Here is a 19,620-nt window from a genome sequence, read left to right on the forward strand (position 1 = left end):
CAGGCTAACGTGAATGACTTTTCAGACGGTTAACAAGTCGATAAACTGTTGTTAATTCTGAATTCGGTAATTCACACTCACTTGTTGTCATTAGAATATTTATTGTTCTGAATTGTTAAAGTGAGAATCGTCAGCTTGTCAGGAATAATGACTATAACGAGGTCAAAATGAGTAAAGAAATTAAAGCCCAGGTTGTGGTACTTGGTGCAGGTCCTGCTGGATACTCAGCAGCATTTCGCTGTGCAGATTTAGGTTTAGAAACTGTTATTGTTGAGCGTTACAGTTCACTTGGTGGTGTTTGTCTAAACGTGGGTTGTATCCCATCAAAAGCATTGTTGCACGTATCTAAAGTTATCGAAGAAGCAAAAGCAATGGCAGCGCACGGCGTTGTGTTTGGTGAGCCTCAAACTGATATCGACAAGGTTCGTTCTTGGAAAGATAAAGTGATTACTCAGCTTACTGGCGGCTTAGCTGGTATGGCGAAAATGCGTAAAGTAACAGTGGTAAATGGTTTCGGTAAATTTACTGGTGCTAATACCCTTGAAGTGGTTGGTGAAGAAACTACAACAGTCACTTTTGATAACGCGATTATTGCAGCGGGTTCTCGCCCAATTAAATTACCTTTCATTCCGCATGAAGATCCACGTATTTGGGATTCAACTGACGCGCTAGAATTGAAAGAAGTGCCTAAGAAAATGCTTGTTATGGGCGGCGGCATTATCGGTCTAGAAATGGGTACGGTGTACCACTCTCTAGGGTCTCAAATCGATGTAGTTGAAATGTTTGATCAAGTGATCCCTGCGGCTGATAAAGACGTAGTGAAAGTATTCACTAAGCAAATCAAAGATAAATTCAACTTAATGCTTGAAACTAAAGTAACAGCTGTTGAAGCGAAAGAAGATGGAATCTACGTTTCAATGGAAGGTAAAAAAGCGCCAGCAGAAGCTGAACGTTACGATGCTGTTCTTGTTGCTATCGGCCGTGTTCCTAATGGCAAGCTAATGGACGCAGAAAAAGCGGGCATCGAAGTAGATGAACGTGGCTTTATCAATGTTGATAAGCAAATGCGTACTAACGTTTCTCATATTCATGCTATCGGTGACATCGTTGGTCAACCAATGTTGGCTCACAAAGGCGTGCATGAAGGCCACGTGGCAGCAGAAGTTATTTCTGGCAAGAAACATTACTTTGATCCTAAAGTTATCCCTTCAATTGCTTACACGGAACCAGAAGTTGCGTGGGTTGGTAAAACTGAGAAAGAAGCAAAAGCGGAAGGCATTAACTACGAAACGGCTACTTTCCCTTGGGCTGCATCAGGCCGTGCAATCGCTTCTGATTGCGCAGAAGGCATGACTAAGCTTATCTTCGATAAAGATACTCATCGTGTTATCGGTGGTGCTATCGTGGGTACTAACGGTGGTGAATTGCTAGGTGAAATTGGCCTTGCGATTGAAATGGGTTGTGATGCAGAAGATCTTGCATTGACAATTCACGCTCACCCAACGTTGCACGAGTCTGTTGGTATGGCCGCTGAAATATTTGAAGGGACTATTACAGACCTTCCAAATGCGAAAGCAGTAAAGCGTAAAAAATAATAAAGCGGAATTCGTCATTTGAAAGTTAAGTGACGAATCAGCATAAAAGGCCGTATGATCGCGAGATCATACGGCCTTTTCTGTTAAGAGCTACATTGATGTTATCTCGGATATGAAGAACGAAATCTAATCCTTTTCTTTATAAATGCACAACATATCTAAGAAACTGTTAACGAGTTTGGTTAAATATTCTTTATCTGGTTGGCGGTTAGCTTGTACAAAGATTGCGTAGCAAATACCGTGGAATAACTTGGCGATATTGCTTGGGCTATGATCACCACAAAGTTCGCCATTTTTGATGGCATTACAGAACATTTCACGGAAGTATTTTTGATGCTCGCTGTGGATGGAAACAAATAATGGCCAAACTTCTTCACGTGTCGATGTGCTCCATTCAAACCAAATCTTAATCCATTGAGTATCTTCTAGAACCAGATCCACCAAGCGATTAGAAAGATTTGAGAGGTTTTTTTTCACCGGTAGTGTGGTATCGATATTTTCTTTGAGGAAGTAAGAAAACTGTTGCTCTACATTGGTAAGAACTTCATCAACTAAGTCTTCACGAGTGGGGAAATAATTAAACACGGTGGCAACCGAAACTTGGGCGATATCGGCGATATCAGCATGACCTCCTCTCCCTATGCCTCGCTTGGCAAATACTTCGATGGCAATTTCTAATAGCTGTACTTTTCTTTTTTCAGGCGACAGTCTCGTTCTTGAGCGTTTGGTCAATAAGTCCATATTATAGTCCTAAAATAAACAGGTGAAATATTAATTCATTGTTATAGTTGTTATGTGAATGAGTTTACCGCTGTCTATTTGAGTGTCAATCTGAATAAAATTCATACAGCTTGGAGTGTGTTTGGTGAAAAAGTTAACGAATACGTTTAGCAATGGTAGAATGTGGCCTTTGTTAATTTTACTGGCATTATTTCAGTTATTATTAATAACGATAAAATCTAACTATTGAGAAAGATATGAAACATACAGTTGAAGTAATGATCTCTGAACAGGATGTACAAGATCGAACAAAAGTCTTAGGGAAGTCTATTGCTGAGCATTATCAAGGATCTGAAAATCTTGTTGTGATTGGTTTATTACGTGGTTCATTTGTCTTTATGGCTGATTTATCACGCGCTATTGGTATGAATCATAAGATCGACTTTATGACGGCATCAAGTTACGGCAATGGCATGACGAGTACGCGTGATGTCCGTATTCTAAAAGATTTAGATGATGATATTAAGGGAATGGATATTTTACTAGTTGAAGATATTATTGATACTGGTAACACCTTAAGTAAAGTATGTGACATTCTAAAAATTCGTGAACCAAACTCTATTCAAATTTGTACATTACTTGATAAGCCTTCTCGTCGTGAAGTCGAAGTTGATGCTAAGTGGATCGGTTTTGAAATTCCCGATGAGTTTGTGGTTGGTGTAGGAATCGATTACGCACAAAATTACCGCCACTTGCCTTATATTGGAAAAGTTGTCCCTCAAGAATAATTGTTGATATGGTAATTTAAAGGCTTTGATTACCGCTTTATTTTAGAGGTATTCGTTGCAGTTATACTCAACATGCATTTAGGTCATTAGAATCCTATCCTAAGATCCGCTAGTCTTGTTGATGCGGCTCGACAATAAAAAAGAGCGACCAAAAGGCGCTCTTTTTATTTGTATTTTACTGGTGAGGTTTAAGTTTAAGTCACTTAGAATTCAAATCTTATCGCTAGATTTTATTTGAATCTTCTTCTGGAAGATCTATCGATAAAATTTTAGCAAGGGAAGCTTGATGGGAGATTTCTAAACTTTCTCTACTATGACAGCGAACACCGAGATCATTTAAGACACCGTCGCGGATACCATAGCACCAACCGTGAATTTCAATTTTTTGTCCGCGTTCCCAAGCTTGCTGTAAAACCGTTGAGTTACCTAAGTTATATGCTTGTTCGGCTACGTTGATTTCACACAATCTGTCGGCCCATTGCTCTTTAGGAAGCTGGCCAAGCCAATTGCGGTGTTTTAAGTATAAATCTCGGATGTGCAGTAGCCAGTTATTGATTAATCCAAGATTAGGATTATCAATCGCAGCTTGAACGCCGCCGCAACCATAATGACCACAGATGATAATGTGTTTGACCTTTAAAACGTCAACCGCATATTGCACAACAGACAGGCAATTCAAATCGGTATGTATGACTTGGTTGGCGACGTTGCGATGGACGAATAACTCGCCGGAATACAGGCCGGTGAGACGCTCTGCAGGTACTCGACTATCTGAACAGCCTATCCATAGGTATTCAGGGTGTTGAGATTCTTCTAATTTGTTAAAAAACTCTGGACGTTCGGACTTTATTTTTTCTGCCCACGTTGAGTTGTTTTGAAATAATTGTTTTATATCTGGCATGTTACATTCCTCGTTAACCTGCTTTACTATACACAAAATCATCAAAAATCAAATCCGATTTGTGATCTATTTACCAAATGGATGAAAGATAAACTATGTATGCATTAGAAATTAAAAATTTGCGCAAAACCTATGCGGGTGGAGTGGAAGCCTTAAAAGGGGTTTCACTTAATGTTAATAAAGGCGACTTTTATGCTTTGCTTGGACCAAATGGTGCAGGTAAATCGACGACAATTGGCGTGATTAGCTCACTGGTAAACAAAACATCAGGCCAAGTGAAAGTATTTGGTCATGATATTGATACTGATCTGGTTAAGGCGAAATTACAGTTAGGCTTAGTGCCACAAGAATTTAACTTCAACCCTTTTGAAACTGTTCAACAAATCGTAATGCAGCAAGCAGGTTACTATGGTGTTTCAGTTGAACTGGCTAAAGTTCGTGCACAAAAGTATTTAACGCAACTCGATTTGTGGGGAAAACGTGATGAACGTGCTCGTAACTTATCTGGTGGTATGAAACGCCGCTTAATGATTGCGCGTGCACTAATGCATGAGCCTCAACTGTTGATCCTTGATGAGCCAACGGCTGGTGTAGATATTGAACTACGCCGCTCTATGTGGGAATTCTTGAAGCAAATTAACCAAGAAGGCGTCACTATTATTCTGACGACTCATTACTTGGAAGAAGCTGAAATGCTGTGCCGCAATATCGGCATTATTAATAGTGGTGAAGTGATTGAAGATACCTCGATGAAAGCGCTATTAAATAAGCTTACCGTCGAGACCTTTATCTTGGATATTGTTGAAACCGAACAACAACCAAAACTTGAGCAAGCTAAAATCACTCATTTTGATCCCACTAGTTTAGAAGTGGAAATAGATAAAACCCAAGGTTTAAGTAAAGTGTTTGAGCAATTAACGGCGCAAGGAATAGAAGTGCTTTCTATGCGTAATAAAGCCAACCGTTTAGAAGAACTATTTGTCACTATTGTTCGTAATGGAAAAAATGATAGCGGCAGTAAAAATGAACCTGTGCAAGGAGATTCAAAGTAATGGCAGAGTTATATTGGACGGCTTTTAAAAGTTTAGTCAGTAAAGAAATTCGTCGTTTTATGCGTATTTGGGTACAAACGATCGTTCCGCCAGCTATTACGATGACACTGTATTTTATTATTTTTGGTAATTTGATAGGCTCACGTATCGGACAAATGAATGGCTTTAGCTACATGGAATACATTGTTCCAGGCCTTATTATGATGTCTGTCATCACCAATTCCTATTCGAATGTGGCGTCTTCATTTTTCAGTGCTAAATTCCAAAAGAATATTGAAGAGTTGTTAGTGGCCCCAGTGCCACATCACATCATCATTCTTGGGCATGTTATGGGCGGTGTTGTACGTGGTTTGATGGTCGGTGCTTTAGTGACGTGTGTATCGATGTTCTTTGTTGATCTCCATGTTCATCACTGGTTTATCATCATTTCGATTGTATTCTTAACCTCAATTGTATTTTCACTTGGCGGGTTAATTAATGCGGTATTTGCTACGACTTTTGATGATATTTCAATTATCCCAACCTTTGTGTTAACCCCATTAACTTACTTGGGCGGCGTATTTTACTCGATTAACTTGTTACCTGAATTTTGGCAAGGAGTGTCTAAAATCAACCCCATCGTGTATATGGTTAACGCCTTCCGTTACGGGTTTTTAGGTGTGTCGGATGTAGGGATTATGACGTCTTTTAGTGTGTTGTTCGTATTTATTGCAGTGATGTACGCACTGGCCTATAACTTGATTTCAAGAGGGATAGGGCTTAGGAGCTAGAAGTGAATAGCTCTAAATAGCAGTTTTGAGTTTTAAACTAAAAAGGCCACAACTTCATAATGAGGTTATGGCCTTTTTTAATGGCGGTAGCAGTAATTGGAGTTCAATCTTCTCGGTGTATCAGGGTTTTGTTGATGTAGCCTAAAATGCTTATTCCTCTTCGCCATCTGAGCTATTTATATTTGATAATTCAACGATAGTATTATCGATTAAACGTACTTGCCCAAGATATGCAGACATTAATACTACTGCTTGAGTACTGTCTTCATTGACCAGTTGTAACGTATTCGCATCACGAATAAATATTTCATCAGGTTCAAGATCCGCGGCACGTAGCTGATCGGTTGCATCTTCAATTAGTGATGGGTAATCATTGCGTCCACAACGCATCTGACTGCCAATCCAGCGCATAGTCCGAGCTAGCACTGGTGCGCGTTGACGCTCACTCAATGTTAGACGACTATTACGAGAACTCATGGCAAGGTTATCTAATTCACGAACGGTTGGTACGCCAATCACATTAATATCTAACGCTAAATCAATGACCATTTTTTTGATCACCGCGAGCTGTTGAAAATCTTTCTCACCAAAACAGGCGACATCAGGTTGAACAATATTGAATAGCTTAGTCACGATAGTGCTGACACCGCGAAAATGCCCCGGACGTGAGGCGCCTTCTAGCATGTGCGATAAGCTAGGAACTTCGACAAAAGTGTGTTTGTCTAATCCTTCTGGATACATGATTTCAGGCGTTGGAGTGAAAACAAAATCGACGCTTTCACTGTTGAGTTTGCTGAGATCATCTTCAAGCGTACGCGGATAATTATTTAGATCATCTTCACGCTCAAATTGCATTGGATTGACAAAAATACTCACGACAACAAGGTCAGCTTGTTCACGTGCTTTACGCACTAAAGTTAGATGACCTTCATGTAAGTTGCCCATGGTTGGAACGAAAGCGATACGGCGACCATCACGGCGAGCACTTTTTAGCTGGTCTCTTAATGAAACTACATCAGCAAAAGTTTGCATATTTTTTCCTTATTCGAAGCTGTGTTCGATGCCAGGAAAGGTTCCGGCTTCAACATCTTGAATGTACTTATCAATAGCGAGCGCCATGCTGCCAGTTTCAGCCAAGAAGTTCTTGGAGAATTTCGGCATATAGTTGGCTGAAATACCAAACATATCGTGCATGACTAGGATTTGCCCATCGGTTTTATTGCCAGCGCCAATACCGATTACGGGGATGTGTAATGCGGAGGTGATGCGTTCTGCAAGGGCGGTTGGGACGCATTCTAACACAAGTAATTGCGCGCCGGCATTTTGTAGTGATAATGCATCTCTTACCATTTGTTCTGCTTTGTCGTGATCGCGACCTTGGATACGAAATCCACCAAAAATATTAACCGATTGTGGGGTTAAACCAAGGTGAGCACAAACAGGAACCGAACGTTCAGTAAGCTTCTTTACGGTTTCAACTAACCATTCACCACCCTCAAGCTTAACCATGTTAGCACCCGCGCGCATGAGCTTTGCAGCTTCTTGGCAAGCTTGCTCTGGCGTTGCATAAGTCATAAATGGCATATCGGAGACAAGAAGGCTAGTTTTGTTACCAGCGCGGACGCAACGCGTGTGATAGGCCAGTTCGTCAATCGTGACGGGCAGGGTGCTGTCTTCGCCTTGTAGTACCATGCCTAAAGAGTCGCCGACTAATAATAATGGCATTTGTTGCTGTTCAAATAATTGAGCAAAACTGGCGTCATAAGCGGTTGAGGTCGCAAATTTATGCCCTTCTTGTTTCCACTTAATTAAAGTATGAATCGATACTTTTTTCATGATTGAGTCCTTATTTGAAATTGGTGTATTTGCTAGAAGTTGACGTATTCACTGAAAATAAGCGTCTTACTTCTACGCATGCCAAATATTGAGTCCGTTACTGTCAATTAGAGGTAATAATGAGGCGAGCTTCGTTCCATCAGGCAATTGCAAATCAGGGGCAATTTCAAACAGTGGGTATAATACGAACTCTCGATCTTTCATACCGTAATGAGGAACGGTAAGTCGCTCATTCTCAATGACATCATTACCATAAAGAATAATATCTAAATCTAGGCTGCGAGGCCCCCAACGTTCATTTTTGCGTACTCGCCCTTGTTGCTGTTCAATAGCTTGCGTGCAATCGAGCAAATCTAAAGGTGATAAGGCAGTTTTAACTTGCGCGACTGCATTGATGTAATCGGGTTGGTTTTGAGGCCCCATCGGCGTGCTGGAATACAACGAAGAACAGGCGATTAGTTCTAAATCAGGGTGTTGTTTTAGCGTTTCAATCGCCAGTTTAGCTTGAGCTACTGGATCTGAAAGATTACTGCCTATCGCAATATAGACGGTATTCGTCATGATCATTCTGATGAAGCCTTTTTCACACTGGGCTTACGTTTCGCGTAAGTTCGCTTTTTACGGCGGCCTGTCGGTTGTGGATTTCCAAGCTGTTGCACCATATTTTGGCGATGAACGGCGGGTGCGTCTTGGAACTCATGCCACCATTGGGCCAACTCTTGTGTTTGACCACCTTCCACTTCACCGCGCATTTCAAGCATATCAAAACCTGCACGGAATTTGTTGAGCTCCAGCATTTGGAAAGCACGCTTCCCTGTACGGCGCGTTAGACGTAATTGTAGCTGCCAAATATCACGAATGGTGGCAGTGTGACGGCGAGGGATCGCTAAGCTTTTGACTTGCTCATCCATAATATGATTGCCGGCTGCCATGATCGCATCGTAATAGCTGAGTGATTTTTCACGCATTAGCTCTTCAGCATGGCTTTGTAATGGGTACCATAAGAAAGCTGCAAACATGAACGCGGGATTAATGCGTTTATCATCATTGATGCGTTTGTCGGTTGAGCGAAGGGCGATCTCGATCATTTTCTCTACTTTTGATGCATGGCCTTGATCGGCATCATCTTCAGTAAAGTAAGGTAAAACACTCGGGAATAACGTGCCAAATAATTGATATTCACGTAGTAGCTTATAGGTTGCTAAACCTTGGCCTGCTTGCAACAGTTTTAATGACTCTTCAAATAAACGTGCAGAAGGTACTTCCGATAATAAATGCGCTAATGGTTTAATCGGCTTGGCGGTATTATCGGCAATTTTCATGCCTAACTTTGCCGCGAAGCGAATCGCGCGGATCATACGAACTGGGTCTTCACGGTAACGAGTTTCAGGATCGCCAATCATACGGATAATGCCCGCATTTAAATCTTGAACACCATTAGCGTAATCATGAATGCTGAAATCGGCAATATTGTAATACATCGCATTAATGGTGAAATCACGACGCTCTGCATCTTCTTCAACCGTGCCGTAGACGTTATCTCTAAGTAACATGCCTTCTTTCGATTGAGCCGATTGATTTTTTTCTGGTTCTTGATGATGACCACGGAAGGTAGCGACTTCAATAATGTCACGTCCAAACATGATATGAGCCAAACGAAATCGACGGCCAATTAAGCGGCAGTTACGAAATAGCGCTCTGATTTGTTCCGGTGTAGCGTTGGTCGCTATATCAAAGTCTTTAGGTTCTTTACCCAATAATATGTCACGAACGCCACCACCGACTAAGAATGCATCGTAGCCGTGGTTACTTAATCGATACAGCACTTTAAGCGCGTTATCACTAATATGTGAACGAGAGATAGGATGCTCTTGGCGAGTAATAATGTTCAGCTTAACTTCTCCATTTGAGCTGTGTTCGTTTTTACTTGTTGGCGCAAAAATCTTGCGGCACAAATTAACTGCTTGAGTAAAGATAGCTCACCTCGGTTATTTTCTTTGTCATGATGCAATTTTCACACTTGAAGTGGTTTTGGGATCACAACTCATAAACCTTGATGGATAGCTTCAAGGCTAAAAATTTCGCACATAATAGCGCAGGTTCGATGATTTTAGAATGGGCAAGGTGCTGACAATGAATTTGGTAGCTGGCTTATGTGCCAATGTTGGCAACCCCAAGCAAGAATCTGTTCTATGTTAGCGGATTGAAAATCATCGGGTAAGGTAAATCCAAGAAATTGCATCGCGAATAAAATGACAGGTTTTGGATTATATAGATCAACCGCAGGAGCATGATTTTGTTTCGATAGTTTATCACCGTGCTCATTGACTGCTAAAGGTAAGTGCAGGTAGCTGACCTCGGTATGATTAAGATAACGATATAAGTTAATTTGACGGCCTGTTGGCTCGATTAAATCCGCGCCGCGTACTACTTCGGTGATGCCTTGGTCAATGTCATCAAGCACCACGGCAAGATTATAAGCAAATAACCCATCACGGCGTTTGATGATGAAATCTTCTTTGGCTAGATCGGGCTGAATTTGAATGATGGCGTGTTTTTGATCGTGAAACTGAGTAATGGGTTCATCCACAATTAAACGGATCGCGCAGCCATCAGGTGATGATAATCCTAGAGTGCGACAATATCCTTGATAAAAACCACCAGATTGCTTTATTTGTTTACGAGTGCATTGGCAATAATAGGCTAAGCCGGAATTAAGCCACTGATCAATCTTTTGTTGATAATAATCATGACGCTGGCTTTGATAGATAACATCTTGATCCCAGTGCAGACCATAAGCTTCTAATGTTTTTAGGATTAATGTAGCAGCTCCCGGCATTTCTCGAGGCGGATCGAGATCTTCCATGCGAACTAGCCATTGGCCTTGTTGTGATTTTGCTTGAAAATAGCTACCTAAAGCGGCAACGATGGAGCCAAAGTGTAATGGTCCGGAAGGGGAAGGGGCAAAACGACCAATATAATTAGACATAAAGCTTATTACGAGACATTAATATGAGATGAGTTACTCTGCTTCGAGAATTGAGAGGGAACAACGTCACCTCTCGATTCTCAAAACTGGGTATGGGCTCTTAGCCTTGCATTTGCTTTTCTTTTAGCTCTGCTAATGTCTTACAGTCGATACAAAGATCGGCAGTTGGACGAGCTTCAAGACGGCGAATGCCGATTTCGATACCGCATGAATCGCAGAAACCAAAATCGTCATCTTTAATTTTCATTAACGTTTTTTCGATTTTTTTGATTAGGCGGCGTTCACGATCTCGGTTACGAAGCTCTAAGCTAAACTCTTCTTCTTGAGAAGCGCGATCGACTGGATCAGGGAAGTTTGCGGCTTCATCTTTCATGTGAGTCATTGTGCGGTTCACTTCACCATGAAGCTGATCGCGCCACGCTTTTAAAATTATAGAGAAGTGTTCCACCTGTCCTGGCGACATGTATTCTTCACCAGCTTTCTCTTGGTACGGTTCAACACCCGCAATGGCTAGAGTGCCTAGCGTTTTTTTTGTGGTTAATTCTGGCATACAGCGCTCCTACTTACTCTTCCTTAGTCAATGGCTGACTAATTGAGGGGCGTACATATAGCAGAAAGCGGTTTGCTTGGCAAATGAATCTGTAATCGAATGTGATTCTTGTTATGTAGATTGGTATTTTCTTGATGTAATATTAATCAACTACCAATAAACTCAATACGATTGGTTAGGCTGATTTCAAGTGGTGAAATACTCGCCGTGTAGCATAAGACTTCAACGCCAGCATTTCTTGCTTGATCTAATAATAGTGCGTATTTTGCATCAATATGATGAGCAACTGAAACGCGAGTAATACCCGTGTGTAATACTGCGAATAAAAGCACAGCTCGGTGTCCAGATTCGACCATTTGTATTAATTCGCGTAGATGCTTCTGTCCACGGGTGGTAACAGCATCAGGAAAATAACCTTGGCCGCTATTTCTACCATCAGCTCTACCGTCAGTTGATTGGTTATTATTAGAATCTGAGCGGTCTTCATCTAATAACGTCACACTTTTTACTTCGATATAGCATGCTGGGCGAGCCTCTGAACTCAGTAAAATATCGATTCGGCTGTTTTCGTCGCCGTATTTGACTTCGGCTTTTAATTCACAATAGCCACTTAGTTCCGATATTTGACCATTTTCAATTGCTTCAATCACTAATGCATTCGCGCGAGCCGTATTGATACAAATATGATGCCCTTGTGAATTGACTGAAATTTCCCAGCTATTCGGATATTTGCGCTTTAGGTTACTGGATGAGGAATACCAAATGGCGTTTCCTGTTTCCGCGCACCCGGTCATTGCTCCCGTGTTGGCACAATGCATCGTTTTTTCATCACCATTCGGTAGAGTCACATCGGCTAAAAATCGTTTATACCGTTTAATTAAGGTGGCGGGTTGTAAAGGGGGCGTGAATTTCATGGACTTCCTATATTGAATCCTGAGCTTAGCGTACCTCTATTGAAATAATTTAGGTAGAATCGCAGGCGGTAACAAAACTCATTTATCATGACATAAGGATTTTGGATTGTCACAACTGCCTATCATAGAGGTCATGCCTGCTTTGTTGCAAGCGATTGGTACCCATTCTCAAGTGATATTAAAAGCCGCACCTGGCGCTGGAAAATCTACTTATTTACCTCTTTGCTTATTAGATCAAAAGCTTGGTGATGTTGCGCATTTGAGTGGCAAAATAATCATGATGGAGCCTCGTCGATTAGCCGCGCGTAATATTGCTCATTATTTAGCGAAGCAATTGGGCGAGAAAGTTGGCGGCACTGTCGGTTATCGGATCAAGGGAGATTCTCAAGTAAGCGAAAAAACGCGATTTGAGATTGTGACCGAGGGCGTAATGACAAGAATGATCCAATCCGATCCTGAATTAAATGGTATCGACCTGATTATTTTCGATGAATTTCATGAACGCAGTATTCATGCCGATACGGCTTTAGCGTTTGGATTAGAAGTACAACAAGCATTGCGAGATGATCTGAAAATATTGGTCATGTCAGCCACGTTAGATCAGCAAGCTTTATGTTCATTATTACCTGATGCGCAGTATATTGAGTCTCAAGGGCGAGGTTACCCGATTGAATATCACTACTCCCCACTAAAACCAAATGAATATGTTGTGCCTCGTTTGGCACAATTGATTCCCCGTTGGTTGGCGCAAGAAACAGGTTCGATGTTGGTCTTTTTGCCCGGTGTTGGTGATATTGTTCGTTTACAGCAATTACTGATTCAGCAGAAACACACGGCAGTAGAAGGGGATTGTTTGAACAATGTGGATATTTTTCCTTTATATGGCCAACTAGATACTAAAGCGCAACAACTTGCTATTCAGCCAAGCTCACAAGGGCGGCGTAAAATCTGTTTAGCCACTAATGTTGCCGAAACCAGTTTGACCATTGACGGTGTGCGAATGGTGATTGATTCGGGGCTTGAACGCAGTGCTAAATTTGATCCCAAAACTGGGATTACTCGTCTTGACCAACATATGATCGCGCAGTCTTCAGCAATACAACGTGCAGGAAGAGCGGGGAGATTAGAGGCTGGGATTTGTATTCGCCTGTATAGCCAAGAAATGTTGCAACAGCAATTAAAAGTTCCAGTACCTGAGATTTTACGCAGTGATTTAACCACGTTAAAAATGGAGTTAATTCAATGGGGAGCACAGCAAGCAGACGAGTTAATGTGGCTTGATACACCGCCTCAATCAAACCTTACTCAAGCGGCTGATTTACTGAAAAGTTTAAATCTACTTGATGTTAATGGCCAATTGACCGCGCAGGCTAAAGCTAGTCAAAGGTTTGGTCTTGAGCCGAGATTGTCTGCGATGATGCTAGGTTCACAAGCATTAAGTTCAGAGTCATTCGATTCTGATTATGTTATGGCCGCCATTGCGCTGGTGGCATTATTGGAAGAACCTGAAAAATCCATTGTGGATATCAGTCATAGTCTACATCGTTGGCAGAATCATTCTCATCCTAAAGCATCAAGATTAAACCAGCGTAGTCAGCAATTAGCTCGTCAGGTTGGACTTTTAAATAGTTCTTTTTTGGTATCATTGGTTGACCCCTCTAAGTTAGGGGTTTGCTTGGCGATGGCATTCCCCGACCGAATTGCAATGCAAAGACATGGATCGATTGGTGACTATTTATTGGCTAATGGTCATGGTGCATCAATGAATGAGCATGAAGCATTAGCCTCCGAAAAGATGATCGTCGCCATTGATGTAATGCGTACATCCGGCTCTGTTCGTTCTCAATCCCCTCACTTTAAAGCTATGAATAGCCAAATTTTCCGAGCGGTTAAAATTGATATGGCTGATATCGAGGTATGTTTACCACAATTAATTGAGTCACAAACACTCGTCAGTTGGGATGATGATAAAGGCCAAATTATCGCAGAAGAACAAAGCCGATTAGGGAAACTGGTATTAACCCGTCGTCGATTACCAAAACCTAAACCTGAATTGATCACAAAAGCATTATTGGATTATATTCGCCGTAAAGGGTTAACGGCTTTACCTTGGAATGATAAAAGCGACAATTTATTACACCGAATGCGTAATGGCCGAGATTGGTTGCCACAAGAATCATGGCCGGATCTCGATGATGAAACACTTTTGGCACAACTCGAACATTGGCTCGCTCCTTATATGCTAGATATAGAAACAGTCGGACAATTAAAAAAAGTGAATATGGTTCAAGCGTTATTGGCATATTTATCTTGGCCATTGAATCAGAAGATTGATGAATGGCTGCCGACCCATTACACCTTACCCACTGGAAATCGAAAATCGATCCGTTATCAAGATAAAGCCGAGCCTGTTTTGTCTGTGCGGATGCAAGAAGTATTCGGTGAATCGGATTCTCCTATGATTGCTCAAGGGCAGAAAAAACTAGTGTTAGAATTATTATCACCCGCACAAAGACCGTTGCAAATTACGCAAGATTTAGCGGGTTTCTGGCGAGGTTCTTATAAAGATGTACAAAAAGAGATGAAGGGGCGCTACCCTAAGCATATTTGGCCTGATGATCCCGCAAATCATGTACCAACGGCGAAAACTAAACGCAATTTTATCGAAAAAGAATAAAGGCATTACATTGAATACCCCTAAAAAAAATACGACACGAAAATCAACCTCATCTGGCCGTAAAGCTGGCCCTGCTCGGGCTCGTAAGGCTTCCCCTAAAAAGCCTAAAAGAACATGGTTAAAAAAACTATGGAGTATCGGTTGGAAGCTAGCTTTAGTGTTTATTATTTTTATGGTTGCCGCCGGTTTCTATTTAAATAATGTCGTGACTCAGCGTTTCACGGGGCAGCTATTTGAATTGCCAACTGTTGTGTATGCCAGAGTGCTGAATTTAGAGCCGGGTAGTTCCATTTCAGTCAGTAAGCTTCGCCAAGAATTGGATGTATTAAATTACCGCAAAGTATCGAACCCGATGCGAGAAGGTGAGTATTCAGCCTCATCTACGAAAATTGAGTTGTTTCGTCGTCCATTTGAATTTGATAATGGTCCTGAGCCTGCTCGTCATGTCATGTTGTATTTTAAAGATGGTGAACTCACTCGTATTCAATCATTGGATTCAAAATCGGATCTGGGTTTTCTGCGTATTGAACCCAAAATGCTTGGGATGTTGGAAGCTAAAAAAGAAGAAACGCGCTTATTCTTAAAGCGTGAGCAATTTCCAGAAGCCATGGTGCAAGCACTGCTTTCGACTGAAGATCGTGATTTCTATCATCACGGCGGGATCTCTCCTGTCGCAATTGCTCGGGCATTTTTGGTTAACCTTAAAGCAGGTCGCGCGGTACAAGGTGGTAGTACGCTTACTCAGCAGCTTGCCAAAAACTTGTTTTTAAGCAGCGAGAAAACGTTATGGCGTAAGTTTAAAGAAGCTTACATAGCTATGATTTTAGATTATCGCTTTAGTAAAGATCGCATTTTAGAAGCGTACCTAAATGAAGTGTATTTAGGACAAAATGGCGGTGAAGCGATCCATGGTTTTGCATTGGCTTCGCGTTATTATTTTGGTCAGCCTCTGCAAGAACTACGGATTGATCAATTAGCTATGTTGGTGGGAATGGTCAAAGGGCCGTCTTATTACAACCCAATGCGCCGCCCTGAACTGACCAAAGATCGTCGTGACTTGGTACTTGAATTGATGATGCGCCAAGATATTCTGACGCCATCTCAATATAATGAAGCGGCAACTCGCCCATTGGATCTACAAAAAAATCCACATCTTGGTCGTCGTCAGCCTGCGTATTTTGAGCAACTTCAAATAGAGTTAAAAGATAAGGTGGGTGATAAATTTAAAGCTGATACCGGCTTACGTTTGTTCACAACCCTTGATCCTGTTTCTCAGTCGTACCTTGAGTCTTCAGTCAATCGCACTTTACCTGAACTTGAGAAGCGTTCAGGTAAAGGATTGGAAACGGCAATCGTGGCGGTTGATCGCAAAACCGGTGAGATCCGCGCCATGGTCGGTGGTCGTCAGGCGGGTTATGACGGCTTTAATCGAGCCTTGAGTGCTAGTCGTCAAATCGGTTCTTTGGTAAAACCATCAGTGTATTTAACAGCCTTAGAGCAACCGGAAAAATACGATTTAGGTACAACATTGCCAGATCAACCAATCACATTAACCAATAAGCAAGGCAAAACATGGTCACCGAAAAACTTTGATCGTACTTTTAGTGGTGAAGTGCCACTGTATAAAGCGATGGCGAAATCTATGAATGTCCCAACGGTGAATTTGGGCATGCAGCTTGGTATTCCTGCCGTGATGGATACGCTGGAGAAACTGGGCGTAGATAAGCAAGAAATTCGCCCTGTGCCTTCTATGTTTTTGGGATCATTTTCATTAACGCCTTATCAAGTATCACAAATGTTCCAAACCATAACTAACTCAGGCAAGCGAGCTCGGTTAACAGCTCTTCGCACGGTGGTTGATGTCGACGGTAATGTGCTTTATCAAAGCATTCCAAAAGCTTCCCAACAAGTACCGCAACAAGCGGCTTGGCTGACAACTTATATTATGAAGAGAGTCGTGAGTGAAGGTACTAGCCGAGCGTTACAATCTAAATATGGTTGGGCAACGTTGGCGGCTAAAACCGGAACTAGTAACGACAGTCGTGATAGCTGGTTTGTTGGTGTCGATGGCCGAGAGGTGGTCACGATTTGGACTGGGCGTGATGATAACAAGCCTACAAAGCTTACTGGTTCGAGTGGTTCACTTCGAATCTATGCGGACTACTTATCACAACGAGCTCCTGAAAAGTTGACTCTGCCGTGGCCAAAAAATATTGCGACCGATCATTTTGAGGAAACCTCGAAAGGTGGTTACAAGGTGGATTGTAGTGGTGATATTGATCTGCCGGTATGGGATGAGAAAGGAGAAGTATTAGATAAATGTAAAAATACCCCGACGGGTTGGATTAAAGATTTATTTAGTTTTTAGTCATAAACCAAGCCAGTAAAGGGATGCAAATTGGCGGATTTATGATTTAATAACAACGTCTTTACAAGCCAGTCACTATAATGGATTAAGACTAAATGGATATTTTGTCTACTATGAATTTAAGATAAGGATTATCGTTGAAACGACAATTTACGGCGTACTTTTATTGTGTTCTCCCTTTACTGTTACTGAGTATAAAAGTTGATGCTAGAGAGAAGATGGCAGACGGAAGTTACCGTCCGACTATTGCTGTTGTTTTAGCTGGTGGTGGTGCAAAAGGCGCAGCGCATATTGGTGTCCTTAAAGCTTTAGAAGAAATGCATATCCCGATTGATATTGTGACGGGAACTAGCATGGGATCTTATGTTGGCGGTTTGTATGCATTAGGTATGAATGCCGATGAGATTGAGAAAAAACTTAACGAAGTCGATTGGAATTCAGGTTACCACGATCGCGTTGAGCGCAGCGAGCGCCGAGTTCGCGATAAAGTCTATGATGATCGTTACCAACTTCACACCGATCTCGGTTTACGCTGGATAGGGCTTCAAGTGCCTAAAGGGGTCGTGCAAGGTCAAAATATGTTGCATATTTTGCGCCAAAGCACCGGTAATATTCCTGCGTTCAAGTCCTTTGATGATCTTCCTGTTCATTATCGTGCAGTTGCCACTGATATTGTTGAATTAAAGCCCGTAGTCCTAAAAGGTGGAGAAATCGTCGATGCCATGATGGCAAGTATGTCGGTTCCCGGAGCTCTACCGCCTTATTCCTACAATGGAATGTTATTGGTCGATGGCGGTGTTACCAATAATATGCCCGTGGATATTGCCCGCTCAATGGGGGCAGATGTTGTTATTGCGGTCGACATCAGTACTGATTACCGAACGGGTGACGAATTAACCACCTTTCTTACCGTAGGTGACCAGTTATCTAATTACATGGTTCGTCGTAGTACATTAGAACAGAGTCAACAGTTACACGATACCGATGTTCTTTTGAAACCAGCGGTTGGTAAAATGTCGACAACAGATTTTGGCCAAATGCCTGAAGCATTAAAATTAGGCTATAAAGCTGCCGAACAAAATAAAATGGCTTTAGAGCGTTATTCTATTCCTGAATTGGATTATTTAGCCTATCAAACTGAAAAAAGTGTCATTCGAGAAAAAATTCACAGTGGCGCTGATCTGCAATTAGCCAAAGTCAATATCATCAATAATAGCCATTATAATGAAAAACTATTAAGACACCGTTTGGATATTGAGCCAGGAGAAACTTACACAAGCGATGAAATTGAAACCAAAGTACGAGACTTATATGCTTTGGACCGATTTGAGCGCATTTCGTATCAATACTCTGAAACTGATGATAATAAAGCGGATTTAACTGTTGATGTAAATGAAAAAAGCTGGGGACCTAATTATATTGATTTTCGTTTTTTTCTTGAGGATAACTTTAAAAATTCAAGTAAGTATTCGATTGGTTTAACCAGTAACTTTACTGATTTGAACGATGATGGGGCCGAGTTACGCACTAATCTTGAAATAGGGACAGATAAGCTTATTGGTGGTGAGTTGTATATTCCCATGTCCTACGATCAAAACTTTTTCACCTCTGTTTCTGCTTCTTATAGCGATGAAAAATCGAGCATATTTTTATCTGAAAATGGCACATCGACTAGAAATGTAAGCCACTTATCGGATACTGACAACTCATTGCCTGTCGATTACGTCCGCTGGATTGGGGATATTGCAATTGGCTTCCAGCCTGCCTTATGGCAAGAATTTCGGATAGGAATTCGTTATACCGATGGGAATAGCTATGCTACGGGATTGCCGGTTGCTGGTGAGTTAAATTATACCCGTCAAGGTGCGTATGCTCGTTATCGTGTTGATACTTTAGATGATGTGAATTTTCCATCTAAAGGATTTTATGCGGATATGCAGTATCTTCTTTCGCAAGATGAAACCGATGATTCTGAGAGTCAGACGAAAGATACGGTTTCTGAGATTTCGATCAAATTTATAGCTGCTCAGCATTACAATAAGCATTCCTTAGTTGGTCAAATTGAATATGAAACAGTAGATAGTCGCAATTCCTTTTTACCTATTGCACCACGAGAGCTTGGCGGATTTCTTAATTTATCTGGACTGCCAAGGGACAGTTTATCGGGTAGTAACAAAGCTTTTAGCAGCTTAGTGTACCGATATAAATGGTTTGATAATGACTTTGGATTATTTCAATCACCGGTTTACTTAGGGGCTTCTCTGGAATACGGTGGTGTGTGGGCAGATGCCAATAAAAAATTCGATGCCGACTCAATGTATATGGCCGGTTCGCTCTTTACTGGAATAGATTCACCTATTGGGCCAATTATTTTTGCGTATGGGCAAACTGAGGAAAGTTATAGGTCTATCTATTTGATTGTAGGATCTGCTTTTTAGCTGTTGATAATAACGGTTGATA

The 19,620-nt window shown here is 41.6% G+C and carries 16 protein-coding genes; 7 read left to right on the forward strand and 9 right to left on the reverse strand.

Annotated elements, in window-relative coordinates; genetic code table 11:
* Positions 1-167: 167 nt before the first annotated feature.
* On the forward strand, positions 168-1,595 hold the full coding sequence (lpdA, locus tag HC725_RS05520; RefSeq protein WP_190330781.1) for a dihydrolipoyl dehydrogenase: 1,428 nt from the start codon (positions 168-170) through the stop codon (positions 1,593-1,595).
* A gap of 126 nt (positions 1,596-1,721) precedes the next feature.
* Here lpdA and HC725_RS05525 read toward each other — a convergent pair whose 3' ends face one another.
* Complete coding sequence (locus tag HC725_RS05525) at positions 1,722-2,336, reverse strand: TetR/AcrR family transcriptional regulator (protein WP_190330782.1); 615 nt, start codon at positions 2,334-2,336, stop codon at positions 1,722-1,724.
* A gap of 236 nt (positions 2,337-2,572) precedes the next feature.
* Between HC725_RS05525 and hpt the strand changes: the two genes are divergently transcribed.
* Positions 2,573-3,103: a hypoxanthine phosphoribosyltransferase gene (gene hpt, locus HC725_RS05530; protein WP_190330783.1), complete on the forward strand. Its 531-nt coding sequence runs from the start codon at positions 2,573-2,575 to the stop codon at positions 3,101-3,103.
* A 223-nt stretch (positions 3,104-3,326) separates the two neighbouring features.
* On the opposite strand, the gene can is transcribed toward hpt, so the two are convergent.
* A complete protein-coding gene (gene can / locus HC725_RS05535) occupies positions 3,327-4,004 on the reverse strand; it encodes a carbonate dehydratase (protein WP_190330784.1) in 678 nt (225 codons plus the stop codon).
* Positions 4,005-4,099: 95 nt separating this feature from the next.
* On the opposite strand from can, the gene HC725_RS05540 reads away from it, so the two are divergent.
* Positions 4,100-5,056 (forward strand): ABC transporter ATP-binding protein, encoded by a 957-nt coding sequence (locus tag HC725_RS05540; RefSeq protein ID WP_190330785.1) that lies wholly within the window; start codon positions 4,100-4,102, stop codon positions 5,054-5,056.
* Complete coding sequence (locus HC725_RS05545) at positions 5,056-5,826, forward strand: ABC transporter permease (protein ID WP_190330786.1); 771 nt, start codon at positions 5,056-5,058, stop codon at positions 5,824-5,826. The genes HC725_RS05540 and HC725_RS05545 overlap by 1 nt, the downstream gene beginning before the upstream one ends.
* 150 nt (positions 5,827-5,976) lie before the next feature.
* On the opposite strand, the gene panC is transcribed toward HC725_RS05545, so the two are convergent.
* The 7 genes from panC to sfsA form a co-directional block, all read right to left on the reverse strand.
* Positions 5,977-6,858 carry a pantoate--beta-alanine ligase gene (panC, locus tag HC725_RS05550; RefSeq protein ID WP_190330787.1) on the reverse strand — a complete coding sequence of 294 codons (882 nt, stop codon included), beginning with the start codon at positions 6,856-6,858 and terminating at the stop codon, positions 5,977-5,979.
* Positions 6,859-6,867: 9 nt separating this feature from the next.
* Positions 6,868-7,662, reverse strand: a complete 795-nt coding sequence (gene panB, locus HC725_RS05555) for a 3-methyl-2-oxobutanoate hydroxymethyltransferase (RefSeq protein WP_190330788.1) — start codon at positions 7,660-7,662, stop codon at positions 6,868-6,870.
* A 72-nt stretch (positions 7,663-7,734) separates the two neighbouring features.
* Entirely contained in the window at positions 7,735-8,223 is a 489-nt protein-coding gene (folK, locus tag HC725_RS05560) for a 2-amino-4-hydroxy-6-hydroxymethyldihydropteridine diphosphokinase (RefSeq protein WP_446751351.1), read from the reverse strand.
* A gap of 2 nt (positions 8,224-8,225) precedes the next feature.
* Positions 8,226-9,617 (reverse strand): polynucleotide adenylyltransferase PcnB, encoded by a 1,392-nt coding sequence (pcnB, locus tag HC725_RS05565; protein WP_190330790.1) that lies wholly within the window; start codon positions 9,615-9,617, stop codon positions 8,226-8,228.
* Between the two features lie 155 nt (positions 9,618-9,772).
* Entirely contained in the window at positions 9,773-10,651 is an 879-nt protein-coding gene (gluQRS, locus tag HC725_RS05570; protein ID WP_190330791.1) for a tRNA glutamyl-Q(34) synthetase GluQRS, read from the reverse strand.
* Between the two features lie 100 nt (positions 10,652-10,751).
* The gene (dksA, locus tag HC725_RS05575) at positions 10,752-11,201 is read right to left on the reverse strand and encodes an RNA polymerase-binding protein DksA (protein WP_190330792.1); all 450 of its coding nucleotides are present in this window, start codon (positions 11,199-11,201) and stop codon (positions 10,752-10,754) included.
* A 146-nt stretch (positions 11,202-11,347) separates the two neighbouring features.
* Complete coding sequence (gene sfsA, locus HC725_RS05580) at positions 11,348-12,115, reverse strand: DNA/RNA nuclease SfsA (RefSeq protein WP_190330793.1); 768 nt, start codon at positions 12,113-12,115, stop codon at positions 11,348-11,350.
* A 106-nt stretch (positions 12,116-12,221) separates the two neighbouring features.
* Between sfsA and hrpB the strand changes: the two genes are divergently transcribed.
* The 3 genes from hrpB to HC725_RS05595 all read left to right on the forward strand — a co-directional run bounded on the left by hrpB (position 12,222) and on the right by HC725_RS05595 (position 19,598).
* Positions 12,222-14,792, forward strand: coding sequence for an ATP-dependent helicase HrpB (gene hrpB / locus HC725_RS05585; protein WP_190330794.1), 2,571 nt, complete (start codon positions 12,222-12,224; stop codon positions 14,790-14,792).
* The gene (gene mrcB / locus HC725_RS05590; RefSeq protein WP_190330795.1) at positions 14,746-17,160 is read left to right on the forward strand and encodes a penicillin-binding protein 1B; all 2,415 of its coding nucleotides are present in this window, start codon (positions 14,746-14,748) and stop codon (positions 17,158-17,160) included. Before hrpB ends, mrcB begins: the two co-directional genes overlap by 47 nt.
* 218 nt (positions 17,161-17,378) lie before the next feature.
* Entirely contained in the window at positions 17,379-19,598 is a 2,220-nt protein-coding gene (locus HC725_RS05595; protein WP_190330907.1) for a patatin-like phospholipase family protein, read from the forward strand.
* Positions 19,599-19,620: the final 22 nt, after the last annotated feature.

Origin of the sequence: Vibrio sp. S17_S38 (genome assembly GCF_014694375.1) — a bacterium.
Taxonomy (GTDB): domain Bacteria; phylum Pseudomonadota; class Gammaproteobacteria; order Enterobacterales; family Vibrionaceae; genus Vibrio.

Bases quoted from the DNA above. Each gene is read 5' to 3' on its own strand.
- lpdA (WP_190330781.1), top strand. From the start codon at position 168: ATGAGTAAAGAAATTAAAGCCCAGGTTGTGGTACTTGGTGCAGGTCCT.
- HC725_RS05525 (WP_190330782.1), bottom strand. From the start codon at position 2,336: ATGGACTTATTGACCAAACGCTCAAGAACGAGACTGTCGCCTGAAAAA.
- hpt (WP_190330783.1), top strand. From the start codon at position 2,573: ATGAAACATACAGTTGAAGTAATGATCTCTGAACAGGATGTACAAGAT.
- can (WP_190330784.1), bottom strand. From the start codon at position 4,004: ATGCCAGATATAAAACAATTATTTCAAAACAACTCAACGTGGGCAGAA.
- HC725_RS05540 (WP_190330785.1), top strand. From the start codon at position 4,100: ATGTATGCATTAGAAATTAAAAATTTGCGCAAAACCTATGCGGGTGGA.
- HC725_RS05545 (WP_190330786.1), top strand. From the start codon at position 5,056: ATGGCAGAGTTATATTGGACGGCTTTTAAAAGTTTAGTCAGTAAAGAA.
- panC (WP_190330787.1), bottom strand. From the start codon at position 6,858: ATGCAAACTTTTGCTGATGTAGTTTCATTAAGAGACCAGCTAAAAAGT.
- panB (WP_190330788.1), bottom strand. From the start codon at position 7,662: ATGAAAAAAGTATCGATTCATACTTTAATTAAGTGGAAACAAGAAGGG.
- folK (WP_446751351.1), bottom strand. From the start codon at position 8,223: ATGACGAATACCGTCTATATTGCGATAGGCAGTAATCTTTCAGATCCA.
- gluQRS (WP_190330791.1), bottom strand. From the start codon at position 10,651: ATGTCTAATTATATTGGTCGTTTTGCCCCTTCCCCTTCCGGACCATTA.
- dksA (WP_190330792.1), bottom strand. From the start codon at position 11,201: ATGCCAGAATTAACCACAAAAAAAACGCTAGGCACTCTAGCCATTGCG.
- sfsA (WP_190330793.1), bottom strand. From the start codon at position 12,115: ATGAAATTCACGCCCCCTTTACAACCCGCCACCTTAATTAAACGGTAT.
- mrcB (WP_190330795.1), top strand. From the start codon at position 14,746: ATGTACCAACGGCGAAAACTAAACGCAATTTTATCGAAAAAGAATAAA.
- HC725_RS05595 (WP_190330907.1), top strand. From the start codon at position 17,379: ATGGCAGACGGAAGTTACCGTCCGACTATTGCTGTTGTTTTAGCTGGT.